The organism is Sulfurimonas sp. NW15 (assembly GCF_051132285.1).
Taxonomy (GTDB): Bacteria; Campylobacterota; Campylobacteria; order Campylobacterales; family Sulfurimonadaceae; genus Sulfurimonas; species Sulfurimonas hydrogeniphila.
In genome coordinates, this window is sequence record NZ_CP093237.1 from 2320229 (window position 1) to 2339011 (window position 18783).

Consider the following 18783-nt stretch of genomic DNA (forward strand, 5'->3'; position numbering starts at 1 on the left):
GCTTACGCTTCTGACTTTTCATTCAAGAGAGCAGTTAACACTTTGTCTTCTACCATTGACATTTGAATTGCCGGAAGATACCCTGCCTCTTTATAATGCTCATATGCCTTTTGCGGATCTTGACCCATTTGCATTGCTTCATAGTAGATAGTCTGCATCACTTCCTGCTCTTCTACTTTTATACCCATCTCTTGCGCTAAGGCATCTATAATAAATGTAGCTTTTACACTTTTTACTGCATCATCGCGAAAGCTTTCACGAAGTTCTTCTAGCTTTTCAGGGTTTTCTTTAAGCTCTTTGATTTCATCTTCACTCATTTGCGATGCTTTTTTGTTAACAGCCATATCAATTTCCTGATCTACGACAAACTCCGGTAAATCAAAATCAATTTTTTCAACCAGCGTCTCTAAAAGTTTCGGTTTTAGCTCTTCATTGTAGAGTTTTGCAAGTTTTTCCTGCTCAAGTGCTTTTTTTACTTCTTCTTTAAGTTTTTCCAAAGTTGCATCTTCTTCACCAGGAAGCAGTTTTTTTGCAAGCTCATCGTCTATAACAACCTCGTCTTTTACTTTAATACCGTTTACTTTTACTTTAAATTCGGCATCTTTTCCTGCAAGTGTGTCTGAACCGTAGTTTTCAGGAAAAGTCACATTGATTGTAACTTCTTCATCTCTTTTTACGCCAATCAACTGATCTTCAAATCCTGGGATAAACTGTCCCGAACCAAGTTTAAGCTCAAAATTCTCTGCAGCACCGCCTTCAAAAGCTTTTCCGTCTATAAAACCTTCAAAGTCAATAACAGCAGTATCACCCTCTTTCATTTTGCGGTTACGCTTGATGTCAACCAAAGGCGCTTGATTTTCAGCGATTTCCTTAATTCTCTCTTCAACCTCTTCATCTGTCACTTCAGGTTTTTCAAAATCAGGAACAAAAGATTTTACATTCTCTAAATTTATTTCAGGACGCATAGCTATTTTTACGGCTACCTCTATTTTATCATCACTTTTCTCAAATTTAGAAATAGTCGGCTCACCAATCAAAGATGCACTGTCAATGTTTAACTCTGTCAAGCCTTTTGCAAGAACTTCACGAAGTGCTTCTGCTTCAGCATCTTCAACAAGTTTTTCACCATATTGCTTTTTGATAATAGCAACAGGAACTTTCCCTTTACGGAAACCTTGAACATTCGCAGTTTTAGAGAGTTGTTTCGCAATTTTTTCTATCTTTTCATTCACCTCATCTCTTGAGATTGTTGCTTCAATTTGAGCATTTGCACCATTAATTTTGTTTGCTTTGATTTCCATCAATTTCCTTTTATCTGTATTGTATACACCATTATTTTGGACAATCATACCAAAAATGTGCTTTTTTTGCGATTAATTTTTGCATAAATTTGGTTTGAAATTTAAAATAAGCAGCCATAAAACGGCAAAATCTATCATCACATCTGCAAAATTAAAAACAGCAAAATCAAATCCGCAATGCCAGTAGACCATATCTACAACGCCCTCATGAACAAACCTGTCATAAATATTGGAAAACGCCCCTCCAAGAAGTATTCCCACCGGTAAAGCGTAACATAGCTTTTTGAGGTACAGTACATATATCAAAACACCACTTACAAGCAAAAGCTGAATATACTTTAAATACTCATTCAAAAATGCAAACATTGAAAATGCAACACCCTTGTTGTAAACAAGTATCAGATCTATACACTCTGTATAATAACGAAAGCCCTCAACAAAGAGACTTTTAATATTTTGATCGATGATAAATACACCTGCGATACTAAAGAGCAATATCGCTGAAAGGCGTAACATTTTATTACTGTTATTCATTGAGCGCTTTTTTAAAGAATTCTACGATTTCATTCATTTTTTCATTCATGATATCAGCTTCTTTACACTCCAAAAGAACACGCAGTTTGTTTTCTGTCCCTGAGTAGCGGATCAAATGCCGTATTCCTTTCTTCTCTAAAGCATGCAACTTTTCATCCAGAGAAGTAATTTCACTTAAAGGCTTTTTTCTCTTTACATGTAAGTTCACAAGTTTTTGCGGATATAAAGGAAATGGTCGTAAAAGCTCTGAAGCTTTTTTCTTTTTATCATTCAATAAGGCAAGTAGCTGAAGTGTTGCTACAAGTCCATCTCCGGTTTTTGCAAAATCACTAAATATAATATGCCCACTTTGTTCCCCGCCAAAGTTAATGTCCTGCTTTTTCATAATTGCCAAAACATGTTTGTCTCCGACATCTGATCGAAAAAGTTTCAAACCATTTTCTGACATGTAATCTTCAAGCCCCTGATTACTCATGACAGTCGTTACGATTCCTCCGCCTTTGAGCTTGTTTTGCTTATGTAGGTAAACGCCAAGTGCACCCAGAAGATGGTCACCATCTACTGCTTCTCCAGTTTCATCTACAACAACAAGTCTGTCAGCATCACCGTCAAGTGCTATTCCCAGATCGGCTCTATATCTGACAACACTCTTGCATAAATCTTTTGTATGCAAAGCACCGCAGTCTTCGTTAATGTTGAAACCGTTTGGTTTGTCATGCAGTACAATCACTTCGGCACCAAGTTCTTCCAAAACAGTCGGGCCTACTTTATAAGCTGCACCGTTTGCCGTGTCAAGCACTATACGCATTCCCTGCAGTGTCATATGCACAGGAAAAGAGTTCTTAAGCTGTACTATATATCGCCCTATCACATCATCAATACGTTTTGCTTTTCCTATTGCCTTGCCTGTAACCTGGGAGTTATTAAGAAGTGCATCGTTAAAATATATATTTTCTATCTCTTTTTCTGTCTCACTTGAAAATTTATCCCCGTGGGCGTTAAAAAACTTAATCCCGTTATCTTCATAAGAATTATGTGAAGCAGAAATCATAATCCCCGCATCACAGCGCATATTTTCTGTAATGTATGCTATGGCCGGTGTAGGCATAGGACCAACCTGAATGACATCATACCCAATAGCCGTCAATCCGCTTACAATAGCATTCTCTATCATGTAGCCGCTTCTGCGTGTATCTTTTCCTACAAGTATTTTATTTGTAACTGCCGACGATTTCAAATAAATCCCCGCAGCCATAGCAACCTTCATAGCAACCGGAGCACTTAAAAAAGAACCTGCCTCGCCTCGTACGCCGTCTGTGCCAAATAATTTCATATTCACTCCACTCAAAATATTCGATTTGCCGGTTTACTTGCAAGATTTAAAAAAAGAGACTCAGACCAAAGGGAGGATTCGCTCTCTTTTTTTGAAGCTTGAAAGTAAACATTCAGGACAATTTCAAGTATTTTACCACCCTTTAACTTAATTTTAATTATTTTTAAGGTAATATTTCGCACTTAAATTCCAAAAAGGACTCATTAAATGGCAAATCACAAGTCATCAATTAAGAGAATTCGCCAGACACTCGTTCGTACCGAACGTAATCGTTTCTATAGAACTCGTCTTAAAAATATCGTAAAAGCAGTTAGTTCAGCAGTTGAAGCTGGTAACAAAGAAGAAGCACAGGCAGCATTTAAAGTTGCAAACCAGCAAATTCACAAATTTGTAAGCAAAGGTATCTTGAAAAAAGAGACTGCTGCAAGAAAAGTAAGCCGTCTACACAAATCTGTAAACGCAATATAAGGCTAGCAACAAATGTTAGCAGATAAACTTACACCGTTTATCAACCGCTATAACGAACTTAGCGAATTGCTAAGTTCACCTGACATCACCTCTGACATCAAACGGATGACAGAACTTTCCAAAGAACAGTCTTCCCTTTTACCGATCGTTGAAAAGACAAAAGAGTACAAAGCACTTTTAGAAGAAATCAGTGACTCAAAAGAGATGCTCTCAGACCCGGAAATGGGTGATATGGCAAAAGAAGAACTTAAAGAACTTGAACCTCAGGTTTCCGTTTTGGAAGAAGAGATAAAAATGCTCCTTCTTCCAAAAGATCCCAATGATGACAGAAATATCATTGTAGAACTTCGTGCCGGTGCCGGTGGAGATGAAGCGGCAATCTTTGTCGGAGACCTGTTTGATGCCTATACGCGCTATGCAGATTTAAAAGGCTGGAAAATAGAACTGATGAGCACTTCTCCTTCAGATGCAGGCGGATACAAAGAGGTTATAGCACTTATAAAAGGGGAACAGGTTTACAGCAGGTTGAAATACGAAGGCGGTACACACAGGGTGCAACGCGTGCCTCAGACAGAAAGTCAGGGCCGGGTACACACCTCTGCAATCACAGTTGCAGTTATGCCTGAGGTTGATGATGTCGAAATTGAGATTAACGAGAATGATTTAAAAATTGATGTAATGCGTTCATCAGGTTGTGGAGGGCAGTCTGTCAACACTACCGACTCGGCTGTTCGCATTACTCACCTGCCTACAGGTCTGGTTGTCACTAATCAGGATCAGAAATCACAGCATAAAAACAGAGAAAAAGCGATGAAAGTCTTAAAAGCAAGACTTTATGACCTTGAGATGCAAGAAGCGCAGGCAAAAGACAGTGAGGCTCGTGCTACACAAGTCGGAACAGGCGACAGAAGCGGAAGAATCAGAACATATAACTATCCGCAGAACCGTATCAGTGATCACAGAATCAACTTGACACTTTACAGACTCAATGAAATTATGAGCGGCGGACTGCTTGATGAAATCATCGAGCCGCTTATTGCAGACCATCAGGCAAAAATTGTAGAGGCTGCAGGGCTCTAAAGGGCTTTGCTTTAACTTCGTTATTAAAGCTTGCAAATATCTTTACAAGCTTACATGTAAAGCCGATGCAGGTACCGAAACCCAGAATTCAATGCTTATTCCGTTAAGTTTCATCAACTTTTTCGGAACCCAGACTTCAGTCTGGGCTGAAAGTGGCAGAAAAGTTGCAGCAGTCGGCACTGAAGTACCGATTCCTAAAAATATACATGTAAAGCTCAACGCTCCCTCGGAACCCGTACGTTCTATGCTAAAGCCTCAAGCTTATAAGCTTTACATGTAACCTAGCAATCTAAACTTCCCACTCTGTTTCAAAAGTTTTTTTCACACGCCCCTTAAAAGTAATCGTTTTTTCATTTACACCCAAATAGAGTGTATCGCCACTTGTCGGATAAACCTCAATATTGTTTTTGACTTTGCCCTCTTTGTAAGCTCTGTAAAAGCAGGCAGCCATTCCTGTCCCACAGGCCAATGTTTCATCTTCCACACCGCGTTCATAAGTACGGACTCTCAAATTGCCGCTTTCTACATGCATAATATTGACATTTGCATTATAAACATAGCGAAGTTCTCTTGCCTCTTCTGTGTCAAAATCTTCTATAGAGTCGGTATATCGTACCAAATGCGGCACACCTGTATTTATCAGCCACCAGGAGTGCCCGCCAAATTCTATACCGGTTTCAAGAATCTCAGGAGCTGTCAGTTCGCTTGTCACCATAGCATTTTTGGGAGTATTTTCTTCGACTTCTGCGCCAATAACACCGGCTCCTGTCATAAACTGCATTTTTGCAGGTGCAAGGTTATGATTGTACGCATAATGTGCACATGCCCGACTGCCATTTCCGCACATATCCGCATGACTTCCGTCAGAATTATAAAACTCCCATTCAAAATCATACTTTTCATGAGGCACGATGACTATCAGTCCGTCTGCTCCGATGCCCTCTTGACGATGGCATAAGACTTTTGCAAGCTCGTTGCGCTCTTGTTTTTTATCATCATGAAATATTACAAAATCATTTCCGTTTGCACTGTATTTGCTTATTTTCATTTTTTGTATATCTCCTTTATCTTCTCTACAAATTGCTCTACCTCATTTTGCAGATGTTTGAGATTTTTTGAATTGTCTATAATCCATGTCGCTTTGTTTTTTTTCTTATCAATCGGCATTTGTGAAGCAATTCGCTTCAAAGACTCCTCTTCTGAGTAACCGTTACGTTTCATAAAACGCTCAAGTTGAATATCTTCAGGAGTATAGACTACAACACTCTCTTTTATATCATAATTGGAATTTTCAAAAAAAAGCGGGATATCTATAAGATAGGGGAATTGAAATTTATCCTGCTTTTCACTGCGTTTTTCTATTTCAGCCTGTATTTTAGGATGCAGATACGCTTCAAGTGTTTTTTTCGCGGCAGGATGAGAAAAAATATAACTTCCTAACTTTGTTCTGTCTACTTTTGTACCGTTTACATACTTACTTCCAAAAGTTTCTATCACCCATTCTACAGAGTCATCGAGAATTTCATGTGAAATCGTATCTGCATCAATAACCCGCATTCCGTTCAGTGCCAACAGTGAGGCTACTGTACTTTTTCCAGTAGCAATGCCGCCTGTCAGTGCAATAGCATACTCATAAGCCATTAGTTTTTAATAATGCCCAGATACTCTTTTCTCACATTGTTTCCGGTAGCAAAAGCAGCAGGATGAATATCACAGTTGTAATATTCTAAACCGTCAAGCAAATCTGTTCTTTGTAAAATTATATCTGCTGTTGGATGATACTCTTTTGATGCCAAAAGAGCTGTTTTTCCATTACCTAGGTTATATGGCATAATGATTTTTGCATATTTGCCTAAAATTTGCATAATTCTTTTGTTTTCAGGTACATCATCCAAAGAAGGGTGCGCTGTTACCAAAAGTCCCTCTTCGTTTAACACACGATTAAAATGCGCTAAAACTGCAGCATCTGTCTCAAGTTCTGAGATCACTACATCATATTTGTCATCGGCAACCTCACGAAGCAAATTTATATCTGCTGAAATTACATCACAATTAATATCATCATATTTATATTTTTGTATCTCTTGCACAAAGCCTGCCGAGTTTGAACTGATGATTAAAACATTGTTTGGCTCTTTATGTGTACACAATGGCACATGCACCATCATTTCGTTATATATAAAATCTTTCATTCTTAAATTCCTGTTATGGGCTTTGCCCGTAGATTAATTAAAAGCGATTTTAGCATATTTGGATTAATTTTACTTAATATCGCTATAATTACATAATATTTATAAAAACTTAAAGGTATAAAATGGATTATAACAAAATTAGAAAGTTTTGCAGAGTGTTTCGCATTGCACTTGGTCTTGCTCTCATTATTGCAGGCTTAATCACAGGCATAGTATGGTTCTATCTTGGACTTATTCCTCTCATTGCGGGCTTGACTAACTTCTGTCCACTTTGTATCATTTCAAAAAAATGTGATTTACCACAAGATTCGGAGTCAAAATAATGAGTCAAATTTCGTATAAAGACGCGGGTGTAGATATAGATGCAGGAAACAGTTTTGTAGAAAATATAAAACCTCTTGTCAAAAGTACAAAAGTTCCCGGAGTCCTTGGAGGCATCGGCTCATTTGCCGGTGCCTTTGAATTGCCAAAAGGTTTTAAAGAGCCTGTCATGCTTGCGGCAACCGACGGTGTCGGCACAAAACTCAAACTTGCCATTGACAGCGGTATTCACAATACTGTAGGTATTGATTTGGTTGCAATGTGTGTTAATGATTTAATCTGTAACTTTGGAACTCCGAGTTTCTTTCTTGATTACTATGCAACCGGAAAACTCGATGTAAATGTAGCAACCAATGTCGTTGCAGGCATAGCAGAGGGATGTATCCGCAGTGAATGTGCACTTATTGGAGGAGAAACAGCTGAAATGCCGGGAATGTACTCCGAAGATGACTATGACCTTGCCGGTTTTGCAGTCGGTGTTGCAGAAAAATCTGAAATGGACAGAGTAAGCTTGGTTCGTGCAGGACACAAACTTATAGCACTTCCAAGTTCCGGACTGCATTCAAACGGTTTTTCTCTTGCAAGAAAAGTGCTCTTTGAAAAAATGAAACTCAACTTTGATGACGACTTTCATGGTAAACCGCTGATAGAAACTCTCTTGGAGCCGACAAATATCTATGTCAAAACATTCAAAGCACTTAAAAACGAGATAGTAGCTATGGCACACATCACAGGTGGCGGCATTGTAGAAAACCTTCCACGTGTACTGCCTGAAAACTTAATGGCAGAAGTAAAAGAAGATGCTATCAGGGTTCTTCCTATCTTTGAACTTATGAGCGAGCATGTAGCTCGTGATGAGATGTTTCGAGCATTTAATATGGGTGTCGGAATGATACTTGTCGTTGAAGAAGCAAATGTTGAGAAAGTCTTGGCATCTGCCGAGGGATCTTACCTGATCGGGGAGATAAAAGAGGGCAAACGCGAAGCTAAGCTTGTATAGCTTTTTTTATTAAAATTAGATATGGTATATATCAATGAAACTCTACATCCTTCGGAATCGGCACATAAGTGCCGACTGCTGCAACTTTTTTCTGTCACTTTTACCACACACTCAAGTATGGGTTCCAAAAAAACGTTTATCTAAATAGTATGAAATTTTAGGTTGAGTGCTTATCTCAAAGAATTATACAACCCCATTAAAAGATAATATTATAATAAAATCAAATAAACTCTACCTTTGAAAAAAGTGTGAAAGTTAAAGAGAATGCCGCCAAAAGGCGACATTATAAAGAAAGGAGAATTTTCTAACTCTTAAAAAGCATAAGTTAACTGCACAGTTAAAGCAGTTTGTGAGTGCTTAACAGTTGTTTTAACATCCTGGCCTGTAGCCGAAGGCATAGTTAACAATGTTGTTTCTGTTTCTGGCGCATAAGTATATGCCAGATCAACTGATGTCGTGTCACTTACATTATATGATCCACCAACAGCAATATGAGATTCTGTTGTTGCAGGAAAGCCTAACAAGTTAAATGTGTTAAGCGCATTTCCACCAAGATATGGATAGATAGCTGGTCCACCAGCTGCAGCACCAGCTTGTGCAACCGTCATAGCACCCGCATCTTTTATTGGATTACTTGCATAGTTATATCCAAGACGAACTGCCCAACCTTTAGTAGAATATTCATAACCAAGAGCAATTACATTTTGATCATCCCATCCAAAATCTTCATATCCAGATGCAGTTGACCATTTAATTTGCTTATAATCAATTGCAACTGTATGTTCACCCATAGCATAACTTACACCCACACCCATTTCTGCTGGAGTTGAAAGCTTATCTTTCATAGCAGCTGGAAAAATTCCAAAATTAACAAATGGCTGTGTGGCTGAACTCAGTTGACCTTTATAGTCCATCTCAATTTCTGCTTTATAAACAGCACCTATAGTTAACCCTTCCATTTGATATGAAAGTCCTAATGTATAACCAAAAGCTAAATCTTGTGCAACACCCTCGCCCACTTCAAGTGGATTATTTGATGTATCAACTGTATTGTAGTTAATATCTAATGCTCCATATTGAAGAATCGGAGCTATCGCTACTGTAAAACCAGCTGTAGTATATGCTAAAGGTACCCCAAACTGCATAATTTGAAGATTTGTAACCATATTCATAGTTCCAGGATTTGTCGAATCTCTATAATCAACACCCATACCGGCAGTCCCCCACATACCGATACCCCAGTAAAAATTATCATTTACTTTTGTTGCCAAAGAAACTTCAGGAATCATATTCATATTAGCATCGCTCTCTGCCCAATTTGTACCGTTGCTACCACCATCAGTTTTAACATTTGGCATAAAAAGTGTGCCACCAAAACTAATCTCATGATCTTTTTTAATAGTTGTAATTAAAGCCGGATTTGCTAATGCAGATTCAGCCCCGTGACCAATACCAATTGCAGTTCCAGCCATACCTCTTGATTTTGCACCAAGACCTATTAATGTAGATCCGTTTGTTGCAAATGCAGACGTTGCACCTAAAGCTAATGCAGCTACTACTGCTAATTTAATTGTTTTTTTCATTTTCTCTCCTTAAGAGTATGTCAAATTTTTGAGATAGCCAAAGCTATTTCGACTGAAAGTATTATATGGGATAAAAAATTAATTGCATCTTAAGAAGAGAAACATAAGTATCATAAAAACTTATAGATTAAATCATTATAGTTCATTGTATAACAAAAATCACTGAGGAACATAATAAAATATTATAAAAATGGAAGAAATAGAGAAAATATCAGCTGTATTAATAGTAAATATCACTATATGATAAAAAAGATGAAAATGTAGATATGTGATAAAAAAATAACAATGTGTATATTTGTAACATTTTTATCACATATTAAAATATATAAGTATTGTACAAAAGAAATGTAAAAATAAAGTAAATAGAAATATAGCAGAGAAAAATTTTATAAAGATTGAAAGTTAGGAAGAAAATCTGATCAACTAGGCAGCGACCTACATTCCCACAAGTGAAACCTGCAGTATTATCAGCGATGAGAGGCTTAGCTTCTGGGTTCGGAATGGGGCCAGGCGTTTCCCTCTCTCTATAGCCACCTAGACAAGATCAGATATAAAGACATCTGACTGATGTATTTATATCTGATCTTACAAGGACCAGTTGAGTGAGTTAATGATTACTCATTAAGTTAGAATTGGTAAAATCAACAACAGCCGGCACTAAAGTACCGGTTCCAAATAACTACTAACATATCTCTTATTAGTATATATACACTAAATAAGGTAGTGAAGCAATTGTGTTCATTTAAGAACTTGATAAAAAGACAAACGTACTATTAGTACTGGTCAGCTAAACACATTGCTGTGCGTACACATCCAGCCTATCAAGCTTGTAGTCTTCAAGCGTACTTCAGGGAACGTTCATCTTGGAGTTGGCTTCCCGCTTAGATGCTTTCAGCGGTTATCTCATCCGTGCGTAGCTACCCAGCTATGCCCTTGGCAGGACAACTGGTGCACCAGTGGCACGTCCAACCCGGTCCTCTCGTACTAGGGTCAGCTCTCCTCAACGTTCCTACGCCCACGGAAGATAGGGACCGAACTGTCTCACGACGTTCTGAACCCAGCTCGCGTACCGCTTTAAATGGCGAACAGCCATACCCTTGGGACCTGCTCCAGCCCCAGGATGCGATGAGCCGACATCGAGGTGCCAAACCTCCCCGTCGATGTGAGCTCTTGGGGGAGATCAGCCTGTTATCCCCGGCGTACCTTTTATCCTTTGAGCGATGGCCCTTCCACACAGAACCACCGGATCACTATGACCGTCTTTCGACTCTGCTCGACTTGTATGTCTCACAGTCAGTCCGGCTTATGCCATTATACTCTACGAAGGATTTCCAACCCTTCTGAGCCGAACTTTGTAAGCCTCCGTTACTTTTTAGGAGGCGACCGCCCCAGTCAAACTACCCACCAGACATTGTCCTCGCACGAGATAATCGTACGGAGTTAGCTATCAGAATATTCAAGGGTGGTATCTCAAGGATGCCTCCTCCAGAACTGGCGTCCTGGATTCAACGGCTCCCACCTATCCTGCACATGAATATCCCAATAGCAGTGTCAAGCTATAGTAAAGGTGCACGGGGTCTTTCCGTCTTTCCGCGGGTAGGAGGAATTTTCACCTCCACTACAATTTCACTGGATCCCTTGTTGAGACAGCTCCCATCTCGTTACGCCATTCATGCAGGTCGGTATTTAACCGACAAGGAATTTCGCTACCTTAGGACCGTTATAGTTACGGCCGCCGTTTACTCGGGCTTCAATTCATGCCTTCGCCGAAGCTAAGAATCCTTTTAACCTTCGAGCACCGGGCAGGCGTCACACCCTATACATCCACTTACGTGTTAGCAGAGTGCTGTGTTTTTGGTAAACAGTCGGGAGGGACTCTTTGCTGCGACCCGTCAGTGCTTCTGGGAGTAAATCCCATAACACTTAGGGCACACCTTATACCGAAGATACGGTGCTAGTTTGCAGAGTTCCTTAACAAGGGTTCATCCACGCGCCTTAGAATACTCATCTCACCCACCTGTGTCGGTTTACGGTACGGGCAACATTACATCTCGTTTAGAGGCTTTTCTCGGCACGACAGTATCAAGGGTTCTGGTCGCTCTCCGAAAAGATTGACCAGCCTGTCAGATCTCGGTCGCTTGACGAGCGGATTTGCCTACTCGTCGACCTACGTCCTTCGAGCCACTATTCCATCAGTGACCCCCTTTAACTCTATGCGTCCCCCCATCACTCAAACGATGTAATGTCGGTATCGGAATATTAACCGATTTGCCATCGTTACCCCTTTCGACTCGACTTAGGTCCCGACTAACCCTACGATGACGAGCATCGCGTAGGAAACCTTGGGTTTACGGCGAAGAAGATTCTCACTTCTTTTCTCGCTACTCATGCCTGCATGCTCACTTCCATCCGCTCCAGTACTCCTTACCGGTATACCTTCAGCGCTGAATGGAACGCTCTCCTACCACTCTACAGTAAACTGTAAATCTAAAGCTTCGGTGTTTATCTTAGCCCCGTTATATTTTCGGCGCAGAATCGCTAGACCAGTGAGCTGTTACGCTTTCTTTAAAGGATGGCTGCTTCTAAGCCAACCTCCTGGTTGTCACAGCAACTCCACATCCTTTTCCACTTAGATAAAACTTTGGGACCTTAGCTGTTAGTCTGGGTTGTTCCCCTCTCGACATAGGATTTTATCACCCTACGCCTGACTCCCGAGGTTACACGTATAGTATTCGGAGTTTGATAGGGTTTGGTACCGCGGTAAGCAGCCCTAGCCCTGTCAGTGCTCTACCCCTATACGCTAATGCTCGAGGCTATACCTAAATATATTTCGGAGAGAACCAGCTATCACTGAGTTTGATTGGCCTTTCACCCCTATCCACAAGTCATCCCAAGAATTTTCAACTTCTACGGGTTCGGTCCTCCACTGGCTCTTACACCAGCTTCAACCTGCTCATGGATAGATCACTCAGTTTCGGGTCTGCAGCATCTGACTATGTCGCCCTATTAAGACTCGCTTTCGCTACGGCTTCTCGTTCGATTAACCTTGCCAGATACCACAACTCGCAGGCTCATTATGCAAAAGGCAGTCCGTCACACTTATTTAATAGTGCTCCGAATGATTGTAAGCCATAGGTTTCAGGTTCTATTTCACTCCGCTCACCGCGGTCCTTTTCACCTTTCCCTCACGGTACTTGTTCGCTATCGGTCTAGTAGTAGTATTTAGGGTTGGAGGGTGGTCCCCCCATATTCAGTCAAGATAACACGTGTCCCGACCTACTCGTTCCATACCTTAGTTCCACATAAATGTTTTCGCTTACGGGAGTATCACCCTCTATGCTCATCCTTTCCAGAATGTTCTGCTAACAAATATGCTAAATGTATGCGCCCTATTCCAATTTCGCTCGCCGCTACTCTCGGAATCTCGTTTGATTTCTCTTCCTCTAGGTACTGAGATGTTTCACTTCCCTAGGTTCGCCCCACCCGAAGGTGGTAACACGAATCGCTCCGTGCTGGGTCGCCCCATTCAGAAATTCCCGGATCAAAGCTTCTTGGCAGCTCCCCGAGACTTTTCGCAGCCTAGTACGTCTTTCATCGCCTCTACTAGCCAAGGCATCCACCTATGGCCCTTAATATCTTTTTATTCTATGTTGCGTTCACTACCTTATTTAATGTATGAATACATTAAACAAGATGAATGATCTGTTATTGTAGTTATTTAGTTTTTAATTATATCTCTATAATTAAAGTTGTTGACTTTAACAATTGTAATTTAATGATCGTTTGGTTTTTAAACCAAATATAAATTCTTATGACTTTAAGAACTTATATTTAATTTAGAAACTTGTTTCTTAGATGAGTTGTGCTTAAAAAAGAAGCGAAGCATACTTTAGTATGTGAGTTTCTTTTTTAAGTGCAAATCGCTAAGAAATGGTGGGCCTACCAGGACTTGAACCTGGGACCTCACCCTTATCAGGGGTGCACTCTAACCAGCTGAGCTATAGGCCCTTTCTGGTGCTTTTAACTTTATTCTGCGTCAGAACCTTTACTTCAGTTGTCACGTACAGTTTGTACGCTCCGCCTTCAGCAAAGAACCTTCCTTGACTAAAGCTAAAATCCCTCAGAAAGCAAAGCCCTCTCAAGGTTACACCTTTGACATAATCGTAATTCAAATGAACACAGATCACTGAAAACTAAGCAAGTAAGTTAACTTTTGAAACAACCAATAAACTATTTCTCGTGTGAGATTTTCTTGTGTTGAGCCACTCAATCGAATGAGTGCTCTTTACTCTAGAAAGGAGGTGATCCAACCGCAGGTTCTCCTACGGTTACCTTGTTACGACTTCACCCCAGTCGCTAATTCCACCGTAAGCGGTAGCCCCCCGAAGGTTGGCTTCCCGATTTCGGGTGAAATCAACTCCCATGGTGTGACGGGCGGTGAGTACAAGACCCGGGAACGTATTCACCGTAGCATTGCTGATCTACGATTACTAGTGATTCCAGCTTCATGGAGTCGAGTTGCAGACTCCAATCCGAACTGAGAGACGCTTTAAGTGATTAGCTCCACCTCGCGGTATCGCAACACTCTGTACGCCCCATTGTAGCACGTGTGTAGCCCTAGCCATAAGGGCCATGATGACTTGACGTCGTCCTCACCTTCCTCCTCCTTACGAAGGCAGTCTCCTTAGAGTGCTCAGCTTAACCTGCTAGCAACTAAGGACGAGGGTTGCGCTCGTTGCGGGACTTAACCCAACATCTCACGACACGAGCTGACGACAGCCGTGCAGCACCTGTTTTCAAGCTCCCAAAAGGGCACCCCGCCATCTCTGGCAGGTTCTCTCAATGTCAAGGCTAGGTAAGGTTCTTCGCGTATCTTCGAATTAAACCACATGCTCCACCACTTGTGCGGGTCCCCGTCTATTCCTTTGAGTTTTAATCTTGCGACCGTACTCCCCAGGCGGTTCACTTAATCTGTTAAGTGCATCACCGCCCTGACTAGCAGAGCGACGACTAGTGAACATCGTTTAGGGCGTGGACTACCAGGGTATCTAATCCTGTTTGCTCCCCACGCTTTCACGCCTTAGCGTCAGTTATGTTCCAGGAGATCGCCTTCGCTTTCGGTATTCCTAGTGATATCTACGGATTTTACCCCTACACCACTAATTCCATCTCCCCCTCCCATACTCTAGGTCGGCAGTTTCAAATGCAGTTCTACAGTTAAGCTGTAGGATTTCACATCTGACTTGCCAACCCGCCTACGCGTCCTTTACGCCCAGTGATTCCGAATAACGCTTGCACCCTCCGTATTACCGCGGCTGCTGGCACGGAGTTAGCCGGTGCTTATTCATATGCTACCGTCATTTTCTTGACATATAAAAGGAGTTTACACACCGAAATGCGTCATCCTCCACGCGGCGTTGCTGCATCAGGGTTTCCCCCATTGTGCAATATTCCTCACTGCTGCCTCCCGTAGGAGTCTGGTCCGTGTCTCAGTACCAGTGTGGCGGATCATCCTCTCAAACCCGCTACCCGTCATAGCCTTGGTAGTCTCTTACACTACCAACTAGCTGATGGGATATAGACCGATCCCTTGGCGGAATCCATTTCCCGACTTATCTTGTGATAAGAAGGAGTATCCGGTATTAATCATCGTTTCCAATGGCTATCCCGGTCCAAGGGGCACATTATCTATATATTACTCACCCGTGCGCCACTCGTCAGCATAGTAGCAAGCTACCATCTGTTACCGTTCGACTTGCATGTGTTAAGCACGCCGCCAGCGTTCATTCTGAGCCAGGATCAAACTCTCCATAATTGTTATTACAGAAAGATAAGTAAACTTATTACTGATCTTTTGCCCAAGATTATTAAATCATTGGCTTTGTTATTTTAAGTCTTAATAAAACTGCTTAAGGTTCTATTACTAGACTGTATAGTTATCTATTACTATTAAGGGAACCATACAGGTAAACCTGTATGGATTTCAAAATAGAATAGACGGTTGTTGTTTATTAGTTATTTCTAAGTAATTTATCTCTTTAACTCTAAAGTTAAAAAGTCTCTTACTTGCTTAGTTTTCAATGATCTCAAACATTTTTAAAAGCTTCTACTCGAAGTCTCTTCAGGCCTTTTAAACAAGGTCTCTCTGTTTGTGGATGGGAATTATAGGGGATTTCGACTTTAATGTCAATAGTATTTGAGAGAAATTTTAAATTTCTTTTTGGTCTGTTTCATTTAGAATTAGTTTTGCTTATTTTAGCATAGCTTATTCACTAATATATACTATAGTGTAAGCATTCTTCTTCTCTTATGTTGCCTTCCATTAACTTTTTATCTATAGAATTCACTAAATAAAAAAATATCTTATGGATAGATATTGAAAAAGGAAAAAACTATGGGACTATATGATCGTGATTATGCAAGAGGTAATACTTATGCTTCACATGTAGAGAGTCGCAGCGAAGCGCAGATAGTCTCTTTTGTAAAAGAGACATATAAGCTTTTCGCTGCATCAATGCTTGCAGGAGCAGCCGGTGCTTACGTAGGTGTGCCTTTGGCTGCCAGCATTTCTGGTTTGATCTGGCCGCTCTTCTTTTTGGAAATCGGTCTTTTAATCGGTTTGCAGTTTGTAAAAAACAAACCTGGTATCAATCTGCTGGTAATGTTTGCTTTTGTATTTGTTACAGGACTGACAACAGCGCCATTATTGGCTTATACACTTGGAATGAACGGCGGCGGTGCGATAGTAGGTAATGCTTTTGCCATGACAGCTGTAGTATTCGGTGCAATGAGCTTTTTTGCTATAAAAAGCACAAAGGATTTTACAGGATACGGAAAACCTTTAATGATTGCTCTTTTTGTAATCATCGGATTTTCAATAATAAACATATTTCTTGGAAATCCGATGTTCCAAATTATCATTGCCGGAGCAGTAGTCATACTTTTTAGCATCCTGGTAATTTATGATACGCAAAATATCATGAAAGGAGCATATCAAACGCCTATTGACGGTGCCATTGCGCTTTATTTGGACTTTTTAAACATCTTTATAGCACTGCTGCAGCTTTTTGGTATCTTTGGAAATGAAGAGTAGTACTCTCTCACCCGAGCTTTTTCGGGTGATTGATGCCAACATAAACCGTCTCAAAGAAGGCATACGCGTTGTTGAAGATATACTTCGATATAAAGACAACAACAAAGAACTCTCCTCCAGACTCAAATCACTCCGACACAAAGCACAGATTCAAGAAACAAAAGAGCTTCTCAAGAACAGAGACAGTATAAATGATGTCTTGCGACCCTCTACAAAAAGTGAACAAAACCGTTCCACACTTGAAGATATCCTGACTGCCAACTTTAAACGCGCGCAGGAATCTGCCAGGGTTTTAGAAGAGTTGTATAAGCTAGACAACATAGACTACAGCGAAAACTTTAAAACTCTGCGTTATGAGCTGTATAATTTAGAAAAAGAAGTCATGCTCAATAGATAAAGGCGACTTCAAACTCCAAATAGCTTAAGGGATACTCCTGCATCAGTTTTTTCATCTCTTTGTAGCTTAAAACATTGCGGGAGGCACTCACTCCGCTCTTTTTTATATAACGAAACATATCTCTCACATTATCAAAGTCCAGCTTATACCGTACTACTTCAAAGTTCGCATTAAAATATTTTTTTTGCAGTTTTTCAAGTTTACATGTATCTATAAGCAGTGGTTCCAATCCTGCTGTTACATGTAATGTTTTAAATGTATTTGAGGTAAAAACTGCGAGCGCAACAGGGGTATGAAAAGCTTGCAACTGCTGGAATGTTTTTTCCATATCATCTGCCCATTGTAAAGCAGAAGAGGAAAGAATATAATCAAAACTGTATTCTCTCAGAAGATCAAAAAGATTTACATCATTAAAATTTCCGTAAATGCACTCTATCTTTTGAGACTTTGGATGCAACTCCAACATTCCCGGAGCAAAATCAACTGCCATCAGTTTATCATACTGCCAATTTATTTTTCTTGCCAAAGTACCGCTTCCGCAACCAAGGTCCAAAATATTTTTTGGCTGCGAGGTGATCAGAGAGAGAAGCTTATCGGCCACTTTTTGCTGAATAACATTATAAGAACCGTAATGCATTGCATACTTGGAAAATTCAGAACTTATTTTCATCTCTTCTCTATCATTTCTTGTTTATTATCAGTGAAACAATAAAAATAACTATGATTGAAAGCACTATAGTAGCCCCGGAAGGTAAAGAATAGTAGTAAGAAAGGCTCATGCCGAATACAACACTGAAAAGGGCAAAAAAGAGTGAAATAAGCATTGTGCTTCTAAAGCCCACTCGGTACTGCAAGGCAGCGACAGTCGGAATCACCATCAAAGCTCCGATAAGCAGACTCCCCACAACCCGAATCGAGAGTGCAATAATAACAGCCACTACGGTAACAAGTAAAAAGTTTAAAAACTTTACTTTGATACCGCTTGTTTGAGCTACTTCTTCGTCATAAGCAATAAAATAAAGTTCTTTTGAGAAAAGCAGCAAAAAGAGTAAAGAGAGACTCCCTACTGTGACTATTGTCATTACATCTTCATCTGTCACCGATAAAATAGAACCAAACAGATAAGAAAAAAGAGAATTGTTAAAAGCACCGCCCAAAGAGACAATAATCACAGCAATTGCCAGTGAACCTGAAAGGATTATAGCCAATATAGCATCGCTGTAGAGTGAAAATGCACTTCGCAGATATTCTATCAACCATGCAGAAGCAATCGCAACACCAACAGCAACCCACAAAGGATTATATCCTGCCACAAGTCCTACAGCAACTCCGACAAGCGCCGAATGTGCCAGAGTCTCACTCATAAGAGAGTAACGGCGAAGTACTACAAAATTTCCGCTTACAGAAGCCAGCACGGCTATAAAAAGTCCTGCAACAAAGGCTCTTTGCATAAAATCATATTCAAACATTTCAAACATAGG

Annotated in this window: 16 protein-coding genes, 1 tRNA gene and 3 rRNA genes; 7 read left to right on the forward strand and 13 right to left on the reverse strand. The window is 40.4% G+C overall.

Annotated elements, in window-relative coordinates; translation table 11 throughout:
• Window positions 1–2: 2 nt before the first annotated feature.
• From tig to glmM, 3 genes are all read right to left on the reverse strand, one after another.
• Entirely contained in the window at window positions 3–1301 is a 1299-nt protein-coding gene (gene tig, locus MLC52_RS11980) for a trigger factor (protein ID WP_151899283.1), read from the reverse strand.
• Window positions 1302–1373: 72 nt separating this feature from the next.
• The gene (gene lspA / locus MLC52_RS11985) at window positions 1374–1835 is read right to left on the reverse strand and encodes a signal peptidase II (RefSeq protein ID WP_418640814.1); all 462 of its coding nucleotides are present in this window, start codon (window positions 1833–1835) and stop codon (window positions 1374–1376) included.
• The gene (gene glmM / locus MLC52_RS11990) at window positions 1828–3168 is read right to left on the reverse strand and encodes a phosphoglucosamine mutase (protein ID WP_434580636.1); all 1341 of its coding nucleotides are present in this window, start codon (window positions 3166–3168) and stop codon (window positions 1828–1830) included. The genes lspA and glmM overlap by 8 nt, the downstream gene beginning before the upstream one ends.
• A gap of 207 nt (window positions 3169–3375) precedes the next feature.
• On the opposite strand from glmM, the gene rpsT reads away from it, so the two are divergent.
• The 3 genes from rpsT (at window position 3376) to MLC52_RS12005 (ending at window position 4996) form a co-directional block, all read left to right on the forward strand.
• Entirely contained in the window at window positions 3376–3636 is a 261-nt protein-coding gene (gene rpsT, locus MLC52_RS11995) for a 30S ribosomal protein S20 (RefSeq protein WP_151899280.1), read from the forward strand.
• A gap of 12 nt (window positions 3637–3648) precedes the next feature.
• Window positions 3649–4716, forward strand: coding sequence for a peptide chain release factor 1 (gene prfA / locus MLC52_RS12000; RefSeq protein WP_434580638.1), 1068 nt, complete (start codon window positions 3649–3651; stop codon window positions 4714–4716).
• 91 nt (window positions 4717–4807) lie between these two features.
• Window positions 4808–4996, forward strand: a complete 189-nt coding sequence (locus MLC52_RS12005; RefSeq protein ID WP_434580640.1) for a hypothetical protein — start codon at window positions 4808–4810, stop codon at window positions 4994–4996.
• A 9-nt stretch (window positions 4997–5005) separates the two neighbouring features.
• Here the strand turns inward: MLC52_RS12005 and dapF are convergent, their stop codons facing one another.
• From dapF to MLC52_RS12020, 3 genes are read right to left on the reverse strand one after another with little or no spacing between them, the layout of a single operon-like run.
• Complete coding sequence (gene dapF / locus MLC52_RS12010) at window positions 5006–5764, reverse strand: diaminopimelate epimerase (protein WP_151899278.1); 759 nt, start codon at window positions 5762–5764, stop codon at window positions 5006–5008.
• Window positions 5761–6357, reverse strand: a complete 597-nt coding sequence (coaE, locus tag MLC52_RS12015; RefSeq protein ID WP_151899277.1) for a dephospho-CoA kinase — start codon at window positions 6355–6357, stop codon at window positions 5761–5763. The genes dapF and coaE overlap by 4 nt, the downstream gene beginning before the upstream one ends.
• Window positions 6357–6908: a spermidine synthase gene (locus MLC52_RS12020; protein ID WP_151899276.1), complete on the reverse strand. Its 552-nt coding sequence runs from the start codon at window positions 6906–6908 to the stop codon at window positions 6357–6359. The genes coaE and MLC52_RS12020 overlap by 1 nt, the downstream gene beginning before the upstream one ends.
• Window positions 6909–7030: 122 nt before the next feature.
• Between MLC52_RS12020 and MLC52_RS12025 the strand changes: the two genes are divergently transcribed.
• Together MLC52_RS12025 and purM are read left to right on the forward strand one after the other, a co-directional pair.
• On the forward strand, window positions 7031–7231 hold the full coding sequence (locus tag MLC52_RS12025; protein ID WP_151899275.1) for a YgaP family membrane protein: 201 nt from the start codon (window positions 7031–7033) through the stop codon (window positions 7229–7231).
• Window positions 7231–8229, forward strand: coding sequence for a phosphoribosylformylglycinamidine cyclo-ligase (gene purM, locus MLC52_RS12030; RefSeq protein ID WP_434580642.1), 999 nt, complete (start codon window positions 7231–7233; stop codon window positions 8227–8229). Before MLC52_RS12025 ends, purM begins: the two co-directional genes overlap by 1 nt.
• Before the next feature lie 311 nt (window positions 8230–8540).
• On the opposite strand, the gene MLC52_RS12035 is transcribed toward purM, so the two are convergent.
• The 5 genes from MLC52_RS12035 to MLC52_RS12055 all read right to left on the reverse strand — a co-directional run bounded on the left by MLC52_RS12035 (window position 8541) and on the right by MLC52_RS12055 (window position 15627).
• Window positions 8541–9812, reverse strand: a complete 1272-nt coding sequence (locus MLC52_RS12035; protein ID WP_434580643.1) for an OmpP1/FadL family transporter — start codon at window positions 9810–9812, stop codon at window positions 8541–8543.
• A gap of 422 nt (window positions 9813–10234) precedes the next feature.
• A 5S ribosomal RNA gene (gene rrf, locus MLC52_RS12040) occupies window positions 10235–10350 on the reverse strand.
• A gap of 214 nt (window positions 10351–10564) precedes the next feature.
• Window positions 10565–13455 (reverse strand): 23S ribosomal RNA (locus tag MLC52_RS12045).
• A gap of 288 nt (window positions 13456–13743) precedes the next feature.
• Window positions 13744–13820: transfer RNA gene (locus tag MLC52_RS12050), tRNA-Ile, on the reverse strand.
• 286 nt (window positions 13821–14106) lie between these two features.
• A 16S ribosomal RNA gene (locus tag MLC52_RS12055) occupies window positions 14107–15627 on the reverse strand.
• Together the 16S, 23S and 5S rRNA genes with 1 tRNA gene alongside form the textbook arrangement of a ribosomal RNA operon.
• 579 nt (window positions 15628–16206) lie before the next feature.
• Here MLC52_RS12055 and MLC52_RS12060 point away from each other — a divergent pair.
• Together MLC52_RS12060 and MLC52_RS12065 are read left to right on the forward strand one after the other, a co-directional pair.
• Window positions 16207–16905 (forward strand): Bax inhibitor-1/YccA family protein, encoded by a 699-nt coding sequence (locus tag MLC52_RS12060; RefSeq protein WP_346389041.1) that lies wholly within the window; start codon window positions 16207–16209, stop codon window positions 16903–16905.
• A complete protein-coding gene (locus tag MLC52_RS12065) occupies window positions 16895–17302 on the forward strand; it encodes a thiamine-phosphate pyrophosphorylase (protein ID WP_188110004.1) in 408 nt (135 codons plus the stop codon). Before MLC52_RS12060 ends, MLC52_RS12065 begins: the two co-directional genes overlap by 11 nt.
• Here the strand turns inward: MLC52_RS12065 and MLC52_RS12070 are convergent.
• Together MLC52_RS12070 and MLC52_RS12075 are read right to left on the reverse strand one after the other, a co-directional pair.
• Complete coding sequence (locus MLC52_RS12070; protein ID WP_434580644.1) at window positions 17292–17972, reverse strand: methyltransferase domain-containing protein; 681 nt, start codon at window positions 17970–17972, stop codon at window positions 17292–17294. The genes MLC52_RS12065 and MLC52_RS12070 overlap by 11 nt on opposite strands.
• A gap of 10 nt (window positions 17973–17982) precedes the next feature.
• Window positions 17983–18780, reverse strand: coding sequence for a metal ABC transporter permease (locus MLC52_RS12075; RefSeq protein WP_151899268.1), 798 nt, complete (start codon window positions 18778–18780; stop codon window positions 17983–17985).
• Window positions 18781–18783: the final 3 nt, after the last annotated feature.